This is a genomic window from Clostridium sp. D46t1_190503_E9 (genome assembly GCF_015555225.1).
Lineage (GTDB): Bacteria > Bacillota > Clostridia > Clostridiales > Clostridiaceae > Clostridium.
In genome coordinates this window covers 13,337-29,606 of sequence record NZ_JADNKB010000016.1, presented here as the reverse complement: position 1 = coordinate 29,606, position 16,270 = coordinate 13,337, and the positions used below count along the sequence as shown (strand labels likewise).

At 25.7% G+C, this 16,270-nt stretch carries 16 protein-coding genes; 14 read left to right on the top strand and 2 right to left on the bottom strand.

Annotation, left to right across the window (positions count from 1 at the left end; all coding sequences use genetic code 11):
* Positions 1 to 321 precede the first annotated feature (321 nt).
* Positions 322 to 711: a PadR family transcriptional regulator gene (locus I2E83_RS15935; protein ID WP_195264586.1), complete on the bottom strand. Its 390-nt coding sequence runs from the start codon at positions 709 to 711 to the stop codon at positions 322 to 324.
* A gap of 163 nt (positions 712 to 874) precedes the next feature.
* On the opposite strand from I2E83_RS15935, the gene I2E83_RS15930 reads away from it, so the two are divergent.
* The 11 genes from I2E83_RS15930 (at position 875) to I2E83_RS15880 (ending at position 10,605) form a co-directional block, all read left to right on the top strand.
* Positions 875 to 1,078: a hypothetical protein gene (locus tag I2E83_RS15930; protein WP_195264587.1), complete on the top strand. Its 204-nt coding sequence runs from the start codon at positions 875 to 877 to the stop codon at positions 1,076 to 1,078.
* Positions 1,079 to 1,216: 138 nt separating this feature from the next.
* Entirely contained in the window at positions 1,217 to 2,113 is an 897-nt protein-coding gene (locus tag I2E83_RS15925; protein ID WP_195430826.1) for an HD domain-containing protein, read from the top strand.
* Positions 2,114 to 2,241: 128 nt separating this feature from the next.
* Complete coding sequence (locus I2E83_RS15920; protein WP_195430824.1) at positions 2,242 to 2,574, top strand: hypothetical protein; 333 nt, start codon at positions 2,242 to 2,244, stop codon at positions 2,572 to 2,574.
* Positions 2,575 to 2,650: 76 nt separating this feature from the next.
* Positions 2,651 to 3,583: a hypothetical protein gene (locus tag I2E83_RS15915; protein WP_195430823.1), complete on the top strand. Its 933-nt coding sequence runs from the start codon at positions 2,651 to 2,653 to the stop codon at positions 3,581 to 3,583.
* 236 nt (positions 3,584 to 3,819) lie between these two features.
* The gene (locus I2E83_RS15910) at positions 3,820 to 5,328 is read left to right on the top strand and encodes a DUF1846 domain-containing protein (RefSeq protein WP_195264591.1); all 1,509 of its coding nucleotides are present in this window, start codon (positions 3,820 to 3,822) and stop codon (positions 5,326 to 5,328) included.
* 129 nt (positions 5,329 to 5,457) lie between these two features.
* Positions 5,458 to 7,122 carry a ribonuclease J gene (locus tag I2E83_RS15905; protein WP_195264592.1) on the top strand — a complete coding sequence of 555 codons (1,665 nt, stop codon included), beginning with the start codon at positions 5,458 to 5,460 and terminating at the stop codon, positions 7,120 to 7,122.
* A 47-nt stretch (positions 7,123 to 7,169) separates the two neighbouring features.
* Positions 7,170 to 7,898: an HAD-IB family hydrolase gene (locus I2E83_RS15900; RefSeq protein WP_195264593.1), complete on the top strand. Its 729-nt coding sequence runs from the start codon at positions 7,170 to 7,172 to the stop codon at positions 7,896 to 7,898.
* 104 nt (positions 7,899 to 8,002) lie between these two features.
* Positions 8,003 to 8,515 carry a hypothetical protein gene (locus I2E83_RS15895; RefSeq protein WP_195264594.1) on the top strand — a complete coding sequence of 171 codons (513 nt, stop codon included), beginning with the start codon at positions 8,003 to 8,005 and terminating at the stop codon, positions 8,513 to 8,515.
* Between the two features lie 69 nt (positions 8,516 to 8,584).
* On the top strand, positions 8,585 to 8,737 hold the full coding sequence (locus tag I2E83_RS15890) for a hypothetical protein (protein WP_195430821.1): 153 nt from the start codon (positions 8,585 to 8,587) through the stop codon (positions 8,735 to 8,737).
* 314 nt (positions 8,738 to 9,051) lie between these two features.
* The gene (locus tag I2E83_RS15885; protein ID WP_243249649.1) at positions 9,052 to 10,236 is read left to right on the top strand and encodes an amidohydrolase; all 1,185 of its coding nucleotides are present in this window, start codon (positions 9,052 to 9,054) and stop codon (positions 10,234 to 10,236) included.
* 153 nt (positions 10,237 to 10,389) lie between these two features.
* Positions 10,390 to 10,605, top strand: a complete 216-nt coding sequence (locus I2E83_RS15880) for a hypothetical protein (RefSeq protein ID WP_195430819.1) — start codon at positions 10,390 to 10,392, stop codon at positions 10,603 to 10,605.
* 165 nt (positions 10,606 to 10,770) lie between these two features.
* On the opposite strand, the gene ilvA is transcribed toward I2E83_RS15880, so the two are convergent.
* Positions 10,771 to 11,970: a threonine ammonia-lyase gene (gene ilvA / locus I2E83_RS15875; protein ID WP_195430817.1), complete on the bottom strand. Its 1,200-nt coding sequence runs from the start codon at positions 11,968 to 11,970 to the stop codon at positions 10,771 to 10,773.
* 147 nt (positions 11,971 to 12,117) lie between these two features.
* On the opposite strand from ilvA, the gene I2E83_RS15870 reads away from it, so the two are divergent.
* The 3 genes from I2E83_RS15870 to I2E83_RS15860 all read left to right on the top strand — a co-directional run bounded on the left by I2E83_RS15870 (position 12,118) and on the right by I2E83_RS15860 (position 15,731).
* Entirely contained in the window at positions 12,118 to 12,282 is a 165-nt protein-coding gene (locus tag I2E83_RS15870; RefSeq protein ID WP_195430815.1) for a hypothetical protein, read from the top strand.
* A complete protein-coding gene (locus tag I2E83_RS15865; protein WP_195264599.1) occupies positions 12,275 to 13,141 on the top strand; it encodes an SDR family oxidoreductase in 867 nt (288 codons plus the stop codon). The genes I2E83_RS15870 and I2E83_RS15865 overlap by 8 nt, the downstream gene beginning before the upstream one ends.
* A gap of 538 nt (positions 13,142 to 13,679) precedes the next feature.
* On the top strand, positions 13,680 to 15,731 hold the full coding sequence (locus I2E83_RS15860) for an ATP-binding protein (protein ID WP_195430813.1): 2,052 nt from the start codon (positions 13,680 to 13,682) through the stop codon (positions 15,729 to 15,731).
* The last annotated feature ends 539 nt before the right edge of the window (positions 15,732 to 16,270 follow it).

Here is a 16,270-nt window from a genome sequence, read left to right as displayed (position 1 = left end):
TTAGAAATACTATATAAGCTGTACTTATATTATTTAAATAAATATAAATACAACTTATATAAGTTTTAAAGCTATTTTGTTAGGTAATTAAACAAATAAAATATATTTATAATATATTGTTATAATTTAATAAACATGTTAAAGATTTTATTTGAATTATATAAGTTTAAATTAATTCTATTAGTATTAAAGTTAGTAAATTAATTTAAATAAAATGAAAAGCTTGAAAACATATATATTAACTATAATATTTCTATGGCTAAGAAAAGTTACAAGTTATTTTGAAAGAGAAGTTTTATTAATAAAAAGAAAAAATGCTGATTATCTCATCAGCATATCTATCATTATATCTAAGGTAGCTTTAGTTTTATTTAAGTTACTAATATAATCTGCAATATGATTTTTATAATATTCAACTCCACTGTCTGTAATAGAATATACTTTTTTACTTCTTTTATTTAAAAATTCATCACCAGTCCATGAGCTTTTAACATATCCTTTTAATTCTAAGTCATAAAGAGTTTCATATATTGTACTAGATGAAACAGGAAATGGCAGAGAAGTTTCTGAAAATCTATTTCTAAATTCCTCAAGAACCCTATTTCCAAATATAACATTGCCTTTTGATAATTCTTTTAATATATAGAAGCTATAAAGCATTTTTGTGTTTACTACATTTCTAGGTGCAACTAATCTATTTCTTTTATCCATATAATACCCTCCTTATATATAATATAGTTTATCATATAATTTAATGAATGTACATTTAAGTAATATGCTCGTAAATGATAATAAAAATAAAAGAAATATTACCGAACACAAACAATATGTAATGAATACAATGTACTATACAAAAGAGTAGGAGTTGATTAACATGTCAAGAAGATCTTGTTGTAACAGGTGCTGCTGTAGAAATAACTGTTGTGGCGGAGGATGCTGTAATAACTGTGGTGGCGGATTCGGAGGCTGCGGAGGCTGTGGAGGTTTCGGTGGCTGTGGCGGATTTGGTAATTGTGGATTCGGTTGTGGAGGATTCTTTCCATTATTATGGTTATTATTACTAGGTGGCTGTTGGTAGTAAAATAGTAAAAGGATGCATTAGCATCCTTTTATTATTAAAATTAAAATCTGATATCAAATACAGATTTATGTAAGAATTTTTTTTTCATATAGGCTAATAATAATTTATAAGTAAAAGATAAATAAGGTGGTATATATGAAAAAATTATATTTAAAAGATGCAAAAATGAATGAAACTATTGAAACTACTTTTATGGTGATAAAAATATTATCTTATGATAAAAATGATTTTGTTGCAGTTATTGGAGATAATTCAGGAGAAGTAAAAGCTTATATAAAAAATATAAATACAGTTGTAAATATTGGTGATGTTATATTAGTTAAAGGAAAACTCTTATCAAAATTTAAAGTTAATTTTATAAAAAAGATTTCAGAGATAAATATATTAGATTACTTACCTTCAGTTAAGAAATCAATAAATGAAATTATGAATGAATTAAATGATATAAGTAAATTTGAATTTAAAAGCTTAGAAGCTAAAACAATTAATGATTATTTTTTTGGTAATGAAGAATTTCTAGATAAATTTAAAAAGGCAATAGGTGGAGTATTTAATCATCATAATTATATAGGAGGTCTAGCTGAGCATACTTTAGCAGTAACAAGCCTAGCACGTGAGTTAGCTTATAGATATGATTGTAAACATAAAGAAATAGCTATATTAGGAGCAAAATTACATGATATAGGAAAAATAAGAGAAATGGTTTATGATGGACCATTTTCTTATACATTAGAAGGAGAACTTCAAGGACATATTGTTATTGGGTTAAATATGTTAGAAGAAGCTTTTAATAGCAATAGAGAGATTTATTCTAATGATTTTATTAATAGATTAAAGGCTATAATTATTCAGCATCATGGTAAACCTGAATTTGGATCTCCTAAAGAGCCAAATTCTATGGAAGCCTATATAGTTCATTATGCTGATTATGTTGATGCTACATTAAATAAGATAAGTATAATATCAAATGATTTAGAGAGTGGTGAGTGGAGTAATTTTGATAAAAGAATAAATGGACGAATATATATATAATAACGTATATAAATAGTTAATAAATTTTTACAGAAGATAATATTTTATTATTATAATGCCAATAAAATCATAAAAAATAATAAAGTGTATGATACAATATATTAATATAATATATTAGAGGTGAAGTTATGCAACAAAATAGATGTTTTTGTGAGAAATGTAATAAGATTCAATATATAGAAGTTAATAGTTGCAAAGAAAGTAAAGAATTTAATATAGGGAAAATTACTTATGATAAACTATATGGAAAATGCTTAGTTTGTGGAAATGAAGTATATTCTTTGAAATTATCTAAAAAGAACAAAATTGAAATTAATAAAAAAATAAAAGAATTAGAAGATGAAGTGACAATATTAAGAATTATAGAAGGTAGCAAAAAAGGTAATCTTATATTAGAAAATGGGGATAGAGAACTTTTAAATGAAATTGAAAGTATTTTATTAAATAAAAATAAAAAATAATTTCTTAAGTTATTAAATAAGATTTAGTCTAATATAATATGGTGTAAAAGTATATAATTGCTTTAGGGGGACACTTATGTTGGACTTATTAATATATTTAGATGAAGCTTTAATCAAAAATTTAAATTCAGTAGCGTTAAGAGGTTATATTGATATAAGAACATATAGAAGGATTAAGGATAGAACATTTGGAGGCAATGTAAAAATAGGAGATAGAGAATCAAATGGCTCAGATTTTAGAGATCATAGAGATAAAATAGATGGATATAAAACTAAACATAAAACTTATGAAGACCACTATCAAAATGGAAGAGATAAAAGCTTAGGTTTTGAAGGAAGAGATTTTGATAGAAATGAGCAAGAAATAAAAAAAATCACTACTATTTTTACCCTGCATAATGAGTTGTTAAATAATATGATTACTAGCAAGAACGTTAAGCAAGTAGACAGTAATTCTATTGAAAATGGAGATGTAAAAGAAGGAGATTATGTACAAATTAGTGGATGTGTGCAAGAAATTTCACTTCCATTTTATATAGATACATTAATTGATAGTATAAATTGCTATGGTGTAGATTTTTTAAACACATTACTAGAAAAGGAAAATTTAAAGACTTTAAATTTTAATATAATTTGTAAGCTTTTAGAAAGATTAAGAAAATCCATAACTGCAAGGGGAAGTTATGATTTAGTAATTCAAAATGAAAAAGCATCATTAGTTCTACCAATAAGTGAAAATAATTTCTTAAGTAATCACTCTCACATATTTGATTTAGTTCATTGTTCTTGCAAAATATTTGGTAAGGTTATGATGATAAAAGAAGATAATAATAAATGCATAAGTTTATTAAGAAAATCATCACAAGAAGATTATTATCAAGAAATATTAGATTCTATAGAACCATATTTAGAAGTTTTGAGAAAAAATAATATAATTCTTCCTAAAAAACCCGAGTGTAATATAAAGGGAAAGATGATAATGATTTTACCTATTAGTATATGCTTATAAACCCTAATAAGCATATACTTTAATTTAATATAGAAAATATAAAAGTTTAAATTAAAGCAATGTAATTATATAAAGTATTATATATCAGTTTTAAAGGTAAGTATATTTTATATTGTTCTTTTTTAGTAAACTTATATCTGTTCATTTTTTAACTTAATGTAGAAAGAAAAAAAATTATACTGTATAATTAATACTTAATGGGTAACATAAAGAATAAAAAGGAAAGAGGCATTAAGATGAAAGTAGGATTTGACCATAAAAAATATTTAGAAGAGCAATCTAAATATATATTAGAGCGAGTAAATAATTATGATAAATTATATTTAGAATTTGGTGGAAAGCTTATGTTTGACTTACATGCAAAAAGAGTTTTGCCAGGATTTGATGAAAATGCTAAAATAAAGCTTTTACAAAAACTAAAAGAAAAAGTTGAAGTTGTTATTTGTGTATATGCAGGAGACATAGAAAGAAATAAAATAAGAGGCGATTTTGGTATTACATATGATTTAGAAGTTTTAAGATTAATAGATGATTTAAGAGCTTATGAACTTGATGTAAATAGTGTTGTTATAACAAGATATAATGGACAACCAGCAACAACTGTTTTTATAAACAAATTAGAGCGTAGAGGGATAAAGGTTTATAAGCATGAAGCTACAAAGGGTTATCCAACAGATGTTGATACAATAGTAAGTGATGAAGGCTATGGAAAAAATCCTTACATAGAAACTACTAAGCCAATAGTGGTAGTTACTGCTCCAGGACCAGGAAGTGGTAAACTAGCTACATGTTTAAGTCAATTATATCATGAAAATAAGAGAGGAAATGTTGCAGGGTATTCTAAATTTGAAACTTTCCCAGTTTGGAATGTTCCATTAAAACATCCTTTAAATATAGCTTATGAAGCAGCGACTGTAGATTTAAAAGATGTAAATATGATAGACTCATTCCATTTTGATGCTTATAACAAGGTAGCTGTAAACTATAATAGAGATATTGAAAGTTTCCCAGTATTAAAAAGAATTATAGAAAAGATTACTGGTGAAGAGTCAGTTTATAAATCCCCAACAGATATGGGAGTAAATAGAGTTGGATATGGAATAGTAGATGATGAAGTAGTTAAAGAAGCATCAAGACAAGAAATAATAAGAAGATACTTTAAAACTATTTGTGAATACAAAAAAGGATATGTTGATAAAGAAACATCTGATAGAGCTAAATTAATTATGGAAGAGCTAAATTTAAAAGAAACTGATAGAAATGTAGTTGTTCCAGCAAGAGAGTATTTATTAAGACTTAGAAGTTTAGCAGATAAAGGTGAAGTTTTTTCAGCAGTAGCATTACAGCTTGAGGATGGAACTATTATAACAGGTAAGAGTTCAAAGATTATGGATGCTTCAGCAGCAGTTATATTAAACTCAATTAAATATCTTGCTAATATATCAGATGATATTCATCTTTTATCACCTGTAATATTAGAGCCAATTAAAAATTTAAAACTTAAGACATTAGGAATAAATAATACAGTTTTAAATTGTGAAGAGATATTAATAGCATTAAGCATATGTGCTGCAACTAATCCAACAGCTCAAGTTGCACTAGATAAGCTAAAGGATCTAAAAGGTTGTCAGGCTCATTCAACAACTATTATAACCACAAATGATGAACAAACTTTTAGAAGACTTGGAATAGATATAACTTGTGATCCAGAGTATCAAAGTGAAAGTTTATACTATAATAATTAGAAACTTAAAACTATCTTTAGAATATTCTAGAGATAGTTTTTTTATAAATTAATAAAATTCCTATGCAAACTATAATTTTAAATCAATATTTAGGAAATACTATTCTTAATAGAATAGGAGGTTTTTTCAATGAATGATGATTTATCTGTTAAAATTATTCCTTTAGGTGGAGTAGGTGAAATAGGAAAAAATATTACAGCGATAGAAGTTGGAAATGAAATAATAGTAGTAGATTGTGGAGTGGCTTTTCCGGACGAAGAAATGTATGGAGTAGATTTAATAATTCCAGACATAACATATTTAATACAAAACAAAGACAAGGTAAAAGGCTTTTTTATTACTCATGGGCACGAAGATCATATTGGATCAATTCCATATATATTAAAACAATTAAATGTACCTATATATGGAACAAAATTAGCATTAGCAATTATTAAAAATAAACTAATAGAACATGATTTAATAGAAACTAGCAATTTAATTAGTGTAGACCCTGGTTCAAAAGTTGATTTAGAAAATATAAGTATCGAGTTTATACAAAGTACTCATAGTATAGCTGAATCTTGTTGTTTAGCTATAAGTACTCCTCTTGGGGTTATATTTCATACTGGTGATTTTAAAATAGACTTAACACCTATAGATGATAAAGTTATAGATATAGATAGAATTTCAAGTATAGGAAAAAAGGGAGTTATTTTATTAATGGCTGATAGTACCAATGTTGAGAGATCTGGGCATACAATGTCAGAAAAATCAATTGGTAATACTTTTAACAGAATTTTTAGAGGGGCAAGGGGGAGGATAATTGTAGCAACCTTTGCATCCAATATACATAGAATGCAACAAATAATTAATGCTTCTATAGAAAATAATAGAAGAGTAGCATTTTCAGGAAGAAGTATGGAAAGTATATCAAAAGTAGCTTTTGAGCTTGGATATCTTCATATACCAGAAGGAATGTTAATTGAAATAGATGATATAAATAATTATTCTAACGAAAGAATAACTATAATTACAACAGGTAGTCAGGGTGAACCAATGGCAGCACTTGCAAGAATAGCATTTGGAACTCATAGGAAAATAAGAATTGAAAGGGATGACTTGTTTATAATTTCGGCATCACCAATACCAGGTAATGATAAATTAATTTCAAAAGTCATAAATCAATTATTTAAAAAAGGTGCAGATGTTATTTATGAAGATTTGGAAGAAGTTCACGTATCAGGTCATGCATACAGAGAAGAGTTAAAACTAATGCATAGATTAATAAAACCAAAATACTTTATGCCAGTTCATGGTGAGTACAGACATTTAAAGCATCATAAAGATTTAGCAATAAGTCTAGGGATGGATTCTAAAGATGTATTTGTAGTAGAACGTGGAGAAGTATTAGAAATAAGTAATGAAGGTGCCAGAATATCTGGAAAAGTAACTACAGGTACTGTTTTAGTTGATGGATTAGGAGTTGGCGATGTAGGATCATTAGTATTAAGAGACAGAAAGCATTTAGCACAAGATGGATTAGTTAATATGGTGGTTACTATAGAAAAAGAAAGTTATAGCATTATAGCAGGTCCAGATATAATAACAAGGGGTTTTGTATACGTAAAAGAGTCAGAAGAATTAATTAAAGAATTAAAGAAGATTGCAGCTGATGAATTGCAAAATTGTTTAGATGACAAAATTTTAGAATGGTATTTAATGAAAACAAATGTAAAGAAAGCTTTAGAGAGATATATTTATGATAAAACAAAAAGAAGACCAACAATTATACCAATAATTATGGAAATTTAAAAAAATTAATATATAATAGATAGTAAAAAGTAAATAGGAGGGGTTTTATGAAAAACGTAGCAGCATTTTTTGATATTGATGGGACTATATATAGAGAAGGTTTAATTACAGAAGTATTTAAAAAAATAATAAAATATGAACTAGTAAGTGAAAATAAATGGTATAAAGACGTAAGACCTTCATATATAAAATGGGATAAAAGGCAAGGTGATTATGACACTTATCTTTTAAAGATGGTAGATGTTTATGTTGAAGCAATAAAAGGTATAGATAAATATCACATAGATTATATAGCTAAAAAGGTTATAGAGCAAAAAGGAGATAGAGTATATACCTTTAGTAGAGAAAGAATAAAGTGGCATAAGGAACAAGGGCATATAGTTATTGCAATATCAGGATCTCCAAGCGAATTAGTAAGAGAAATGTCCAAGAAATATAACATGGATGATTATAGAGGAACAATCTATAAATTAGATGATGATAATAAATATAGTGGTGAAGTAATTCCTATGTGGGATCATGAAAGCAAATTAAATGCTATTAATGAATTACAAGCAAAATATAATATTGATTTAAGCAAAAGTTATGCATATGGAGATACATCTGGAGACATAACTATGTTCAACTCTGTAGGAATACCATATGCAATAAATCCTACAAAAGAACTTTTAGATAAAGTTATGGAAGATAAAGAAATAAGAGAAAAGATAAAGGTAATTGTGGAGCGTAAGGATGTAACTTATAACTTAGATATAAATTGCATAAATATTTTATAAAAGTTAATATAATGAGGTTAATAATATAATAGACAATAAACTCCTTAGGTTATATAATAATTAATGAATTACGAAGGAAAAGTTATTTATTTAAGGAGAATGGTATGTTAACTATTAATAATAAGATGTTAGAAGAAAAAATAAAACAGCTTAGAAAAGCTATTGAAATAGTGGGAGGAAAAGAACTTTTAGAAACTATAAAAAGTGATAATGAATTAGCACTTCTTATATTACAAAGTTCTTTCCAAAATGAATATGCATATATAGAAGTACTAGAAAAAAAATATTCGATTTCAGACTTACTTAAAATAAAGTTAGAATATGAAAAAAATTATATAAAAACTAAAAAGAAATACGTTCAAAAAATAGTTTATAAGATAAAGGAATATAACACTTATTTAGATTCTTTAATTAGAAAATATAGAAAAGATGGTGGAATTGAAGAATTTAGAAGTATTAAAAATGAAATTGAAGTTAGATACTCTATAGATATAGATAGCTTTATATTATCTAGCATAATTGCAATGAATGTTGATATAAATAATGATTATTATGGAGAGTATTTAAATTCTAAAAAGGAAGATTTTATAAATACTATAATAACTACAATAGTTTAATTTCTATAATAAAATTTACTCTTAAGGGGAAACTATAAATGTAAAGTACAACCTTAGGAGGTGTTAAACATGAGCAAACTAATGAAAAAAGTTAAGAGAAATCTTAAAGGAGCTAAGAAAAAAGGCAATTTATTATTAGAAATGGCTGATGACTTTATGGATATAGTTCATAATGCAAAATTATATAAAAAAATTAATAAAGCAAAAAGAAAAATGAAATAAACAAAAAAGTAATATCTAATGTAACATTAGATATTACTTTTTTTATAGTAATTTACTATTACTTTTAAATTACTATAAATACTTTAAAACATTAATTTAACCACTAAATAATTATATAAGTTAATGATAATATTGTTTGACAATTGGATTAGTTATGATGTATTTAACTTTTAATTCTTAATCCTTAATCCTTAATCAATAATGTAATCCAAATTAATTAATAATATATTTTAGGAAATATAAAACCTTTATAGCAACCATATACATTGAAATGTATATTATATAATGATTATATTTAGTTAGGCGGGAGACTGATGGAAGAAGAAATTAAGAATATTGTTGATGAAATAAAAGATGATTTAATTAATATCAGAAGAAAGCTTCATTCTAATCCAGAGCTATCATTAAAGGAATATAAAACTAGTGAATTTATATATAAAAAGCTAAAGGAATTTGGAATTAAAGAAGTTAGTAATGATATATATAAAACTGCTGTATTAGCAATTATAAGAGGAAAAAAGCCAGGGAAAACTATCTTATTAAGAGCCGATATGGATGCGTTACCAATAGACGAACTAAATAATTGTAGTTATAAATCAATAAACAAAGGAGTAATGCATGCATGTGGACATGATGGTCATGTTACTTGGATGCTTGGAACAGCATATGTTTTAAATAAGCTAAAAGATAAAATTAGCGGTAATATAAAGATATTATTTCAACCAGCAGAAGAAGATTATGGTGGAGCTGATGAGTTGTTAAAAAGTAATGATATACTAATATCAGATCCTAAAGTAGATTATGCAATAGCAGGACATGTTTGGCCAGAAATTAATTCTGGAGAATATGGGATTGTAAATGGAAGAGCAATGGCAGCTGCAAATAAGTTTATCATCGAGATAAGTGGAAGAGGTGGACATGGTGCCGAACCTCATAAGACTATAGATCCTATAGCTATAGCAAATCAGGTTTATATGTCTTCTCAACAAATAATAAGTAGAAGAACATCTCCATTTAGTAATGCTGTATTAACAATAGGGAAATTTATAGGAAATGGATCTTATAATGTTATTTCTAGCAAAGTGATAATTGAAGGAACAATAAGAGCAGAAAGTTATGATAAAGTTGTTGAAATAACTAACTTGCTAGAAAGAATAACAAAAGGCATAACAGAAAGCCAAGGAGCCCAATATACAATAACATGTTCAAAACCTATAAAAGCAGTTATAAATGATGAAAATTTAGTAGTAAAAGCTAAAAATATACTAAGTAAAACAAGTCATAAAGTATCTATTTTAAAGGATGGTTCTATGACAGGAGAAGATTTTTGCTATTTTAGTACAAGAGTACCTTCTTTATTCATATATGTTGGAACAAAAAATATAGATAAAGAGATAATATACCCACTTCATAGTCCAAGATTTAATTTTGATGAAGATATTTTAGAAAGTGCAGTAAATCTTTTTGCATTTTTAGCTATTAACTTAATTTTAGAATAGATAACGCTATGTAAAAATAATTTTTTATTTAATTACTAACAAAAGGGTGTATATAAATTATTAAATATAAGGAAAATAATAAATTATTTTATACAGAAAATTGTAAGAATTGTATAATATATATGCATTAATAAAAGGGAGAAGAGGAGTTGTATGAAGAAATTTAATAAATATATAAACTTTGGTTTATTATTTAATGGGGTTTTCCTATTAGGAAATTATACTGATTTATTACCTGAGTTTATAAAAGGATTATCTGTGGGATTAGGATTAACATTAATATTTGTTGGGGTGTATTCTGAAAATCATGATATATCTAAATTAAGAAATTTTAAAAAAAGAATATTTAATCAGATGCTATCAAAATAATTTTATTAATATGGTATATAAAAAAGATATGGAATAAGTACTTATACTATCTACTTATTCCATATCTATAATATTAATTTAATATTTTCCTTTTTCAAATATGTTATAAAGTCATTATTTAATAAAATAGAATTTGTTTTGGAAATTAAATTTTTATTAAATATATTAATACATTTGATTTATTTTGAATCCCTTATTAATAAAAGCATCTTTTATTAAATTTATATGTTCAATACCATTAGTTTCGATAGTCACTTCTAATAAAACATTTTTCAATCTATTAGAAGCTTTAAATTGATTATGCTCTAACTGTACAATATTTGCATTTAATTCTGAAAGCATTCTAGAGATTTCATGAAGTTGTCCAGGTGTATCTGGAAGTTCAAGAGTAAAGCAAAATAATCTACCTCTTTCAACTAAACCATCATTTATTAAAGATGAAATAGTAATCATATCAATGTTACCACCACTAATTATGCAAGCTATTTTTTTACCTGTATAGTTTAACTTTTTTAATGCTGCAAGAGATGCAGCACCTGAAGCTTCTGCAAGTAATTTATGTTTTTCACATAATATTAAAAATGCTTCAGCTATTTCTTGATCAGAAACTGTAACAATATCATCAACATAGTCTTTTATTATTTTATATGTCAAATCACCAGGAGATTTAACAGCAATACCATCAGCAATAGTATTAACAGAATCTAAAGATATTAAATCACCATTTTTAAAACTTTGTTCCATGGCATTTGCGCCTTCAGCTTGTACACCTATAATTTTTATAAAAGGATTAATTTCTTTTGCAGCTAAAGAGATTCCGCTGATTAATCCACCACCACCAATCGGGCATAAGATTATATCAATATCACTTATTTCTTCTAGTATTTCTAAAGCAATTGTCCCTTGACCATAAATTACATTAATATCATTAAAAGGGTGTATAAATACTGAATTATTATTTTCTTCAATACTTTTAGCTTTTAAAAATGCATCATCATAGCAATTTCCATGAAGAACTACATTACCACCAAAGTCTTTAGTAGATTGTATCTTTAGATAGGGAGTAGTTTTTGGCATAACTATTGTAGATTTAACGCCTAAAAGGCTTGCTGCATACGCAACACCCTGTGCATGATTACCAGCAGAAGAGCAAACAACACCTTTGATTTTTTCTTCTTCACTTAAAGAACGAATCTTATTAAGTGCGCCTCTTATTTTATAAGCTCCTGTAAGCTGTAGATTCTCACATTTCATATAAACAGAGCAATTTGTCATTTTTGAAAAAATAGGACTATACAAAATTGGAGTTTTGTTAATAACATCTTTAATTTTTTCTCTGGTTTTCTCAATTTCCCTTAAATGCATAAACTTCCACCTCTAGTAAATTTTATATAATAAAAATATTATATCACTGATAGCTAAATATATGAAGAATATAAGATTCAGAAAAGTATATTTTTTCAGTAAATTATAAAAAATATAATTATTAACATATAGAAAGGAGTAGTTATTATGAGTGAAGAGTATAGCGATTTAATGAATATAGGAAATTTTACTAGAAACGCTGTAAAAAGCTTCGAAAAGAATATAGTTAATAAGACTAATTACTTAGAAAGCGTAGAGGCTAATGCAAAGTTTAAAAATAATTATAGTATTAAGGAGAAATCAAATGAATAATAATTATCCTACACAGTTTCCAGCACAGCATCAAAGTGTACAGCCTGGAATAGAGGAAAATATGAATCCAAAACCAATTTTTAAGTCAGTTACATGTAATGAAGGAAGCAATAAGTTAAAAGATAAAGTAGCAATTATTACAGGTGGAGATAGCGGAATTGGTAGAGCTGTAGCTATAGCATTTGCTAAAGAAGGTGCCAAAATAGCAATAATTTATTTAAATGAACATCAAGATGCTGAAATAACTAAAAAGCTTATAGAAGACATTAATGGAGAATGTATTTTAATAAGTGGTGATGTTGGTGATGAAAATTTCTGTATATCTGCTGTTAATTCAGTAGTAAGTAAGTTCAATAAAATTAATATACTAGTAAATAATTCTGCTGAACAACATGTATGTAATGCATTAACAGAGATAACTAAAGAACAGTTTGAAAGAACATTTAAAACTAATGTATTTGGAGCATTTTTTATAACAAAGGAAGTTTTAAAACATTTAAGTGAAGGAGACTGTATTATTAATACTACTTCAGTTACTGCTTACCATGGGCATAAGACTTTAATAGATTATTCAATGACTAAAGGTGCGTTAACTTCATTTACAAGATCATTAGCATTAAATTTAGCTGACAAAGGAATAAGGGTTAATGCTGTAGCGCCAGGACCAGTATGGACACCATTAATTCCAGCATCATTTGCTGAAAGTGATGTAGCTAGCTTTGGTACAACTAGCCCAATGAAAAGAGCAGCTCAGCCAGTTGAACTTGGGGAAAGTTATGTTTTCTTAGCAAGTGATGGTGCATCATACATAACAGGAGAAACTATTCATGTTAATGGAGGAGAAATTGTAAACTCATAAAGCTAAACATAAAACATTTATATTAATAAATATAAAAATATAAAAATATAAAAATTAATTTAAAAGTATACTTATTTTATTTAAGTATACTTTTATTTGTTATTTTTAGTTTTATATATATTAAATATTTTTACTAACAAAAAATAAAGGGAATTTTACAAAATAAAAAATATAAATGATTTAAAATATAGATTATTATTAAAGTTGTATTTTTTAGTATAGGTTTAGAACTGTTGAAAAGAACTAAAACTATTAAAGCTCTAATAGAATAGAACGAAAAATTGAGTTAAGTTTTCTACCGTTAATCAAGAGAATAATATATTCAAATATACAAATATTGAAAAACATATAACAATACTATAAAATATATATTTATTAATTATTTTCTAGGTGATGTGGAGTATAAAGTTATAATGTAGAATGGATTTGCATTTTTAAGGTGAAATGTGGTAAAAAATCGTAAAATATGGTATTATATATATTGCTTATTAAATAATAAATTTTATTTTATATTTTATATGGGATTAGGGTGAAAAATATGGGTAATTTAGTTAATTTTTGTGATAAAGATTCTAAATTAGAACGAGATGATTTAAGCGGAGTAGTTTCATTAGATGACTTGTTTAATGATGATAAGTCAGGGACTGGTGTTTATAGCTTCCCTAATTTAGAGCTAGTTAAATCAAATAAATTTTATACAGATATATTAGAAGGCATAGGTATTAAAAAATCAAAATATTTAAAGATGTCACTACAAGAAATTATGGATATAAATGATAAAGACAATGTATTAAATCTTCTAAAAAATTCTATAGAAAGCGGAAAAATACAAATCTCTCAAGATCTTATTCATAAAAATAAGAATGGTGATATAGATTATTTAAAATGTGTAATTACTCCTGTAAAGGAAGAAAATTCACTGATTTTTTTAATAATAACACTTTTAAATGTAACAGAAAGTGCTATTGAAAAAGAAAATCTAAAAAATGAAATTTTAAAATTAAAGGAGGAAAATACAAGATTAAAAGAAGAAAATTCTAAATTAAGTAAAGAAGTTTTTAAATATAAAAACGTAGTTGAAAATATAACCGACGGGTTAATTTTTTTTGATAAAAAGGGGAAAGTTGAATTTTTAAATAGAGCAGCTAAAGATTTTTTCTATGAACCTGATAAGTTAAAAGTATTAGGTCAAACACTTGCTCATACTAAGTACTATGACTTGAATGGGAATATATTGCATATAAGTGAATTACCATCTTCTCGGTCATTGAATGGAGAAATTATAAGAAGTATGAGATTTATATGTGAAAGACCTGATAAAACTATCAAAACAGATATAAGTTGCAATCCTTTATATAATCAAAATAATGAGTTGGTTGGAGCAATATCTAGTATTAGATGTTTAAATGATTCATTGAGAGTTGAAAATTATTTAAAAAAGCAAAGAGATAATTTTTTTAATATTATAGATAGTTTAGATTTACTTATATGTAGATTTTCATATCCAGATTTTAAAGTAATACATTATAATAAAAAAGTAAAAGAAGAAATAATATATTCTAATCAGAATACTTATTCATCCTTTTTACAAATTCCAAGTAATGATAGAGAAATGTTAGATAAAGAACAAAAAAATAGTTCTATGATTAGGGGAAGTAATATTAAAGTGGTGCTTAATGGGAAAGATATATATATAGAAACTTTCTATCAATATATATTTGATGTTGATGGTGAAATAAAGGAAGTTATAAAAGTTGGAATAGACATAACTGACAATATAAGTCATCAAAAAGAACTAGAAGAAATATTAAAAACTCAAGAGGAATTTTTTTCTTTTATTGCACATGAGTTTAGAACACCATTAACAGTTATGAGTTCTACGACTCAACTATTAAATTTAGTTTATAGAAAAGATTTACCTGAAAAAGTTGTAAGTTATATAGATAAAATAAGTCTAAGTACATTACAACAGCTAAGGCTTGTAAATAATCTTTTAGATATAACAAGAGCTGATGCTGGCTATTTGAATGTAAATTTACGTAATTATGATATTGTAAGTATGTCTAAAGCAATTACTGAATCTGTTAGAAGTTTTGCTGTGAGAAAGGATATTAATCTTGAATTTACTTGTAATATTGATAAAAAAATTATAGCTGTTGATGATGAAAAGTATGAAAGAATATTATTGAATTTATTATCAAATGCAATTAAATTTACTCCAAATGGTAAGACTGTAAAGGTTGAGCTAGATTGTGATGCTAGCTATACTAATATTAAAGTTAAAGATGAGGGAGTAGGTATCCCTAAAGAAAAACAAGAAATTATTTTTAATCGGTTTGGACAAGTGAATAATGAATTAACAAGAAAGTCTGAAGGAACAGGAATAGGATTATGCTTAGTTAGAATGCTTATAAATTCTATGGGCGGAAAAATAGAATTAACAAGTGAATTGGGAAAAGGTAGTACTTTTACTATTATCCTTCCTAATAAAGTAGCTTCAGATGATACTAAAGTATTAGATATGAATCTTATAAATAATAGGTTAGTTCAAACCATGGATATGGAGTTTTCTAACATTTATATAGAATAAAATAAAGATAGCCAAAATTTTGGCTATCTTTATTTAGTATATAATTTTTTATGTTTCTTGTAGCCTATAACTGATGCATCAATTGCTCCTGCATATTGACTTAACTCATCAGTTACAACTTTAAATTCTAAATAATCACTTATTATTTCTTTAAATGAATTTGAATTTGCAAGCCTTCCTGTAAAGAATATATCATTTTCTAGCTTTAATCTTCTAGCAAAATTTGCAGTTCTTTTTGTAATTTCATAAATCTCAATCTCCCTTTTAATGTTAATAAATATTAAGTAGAGTTTATTTTAAATATATGATAAATATAGTTTAAACATGAAAAGTTAGCTTATATTCATTTCATTTATATATTAATATTTTAGCATGGAAATATATTTTAGAAAACGATTTAATAAGGCGTTATTTATTACAATATAAAATTAGAATAATTATAGATATACAATGTTTAAGAAAGTTAGCTAGAGGTACTAGTGATTTTTATTAAATAATCTTATAGTGTTTTAAAATGGTAATGTTTTTATAAAGTGATA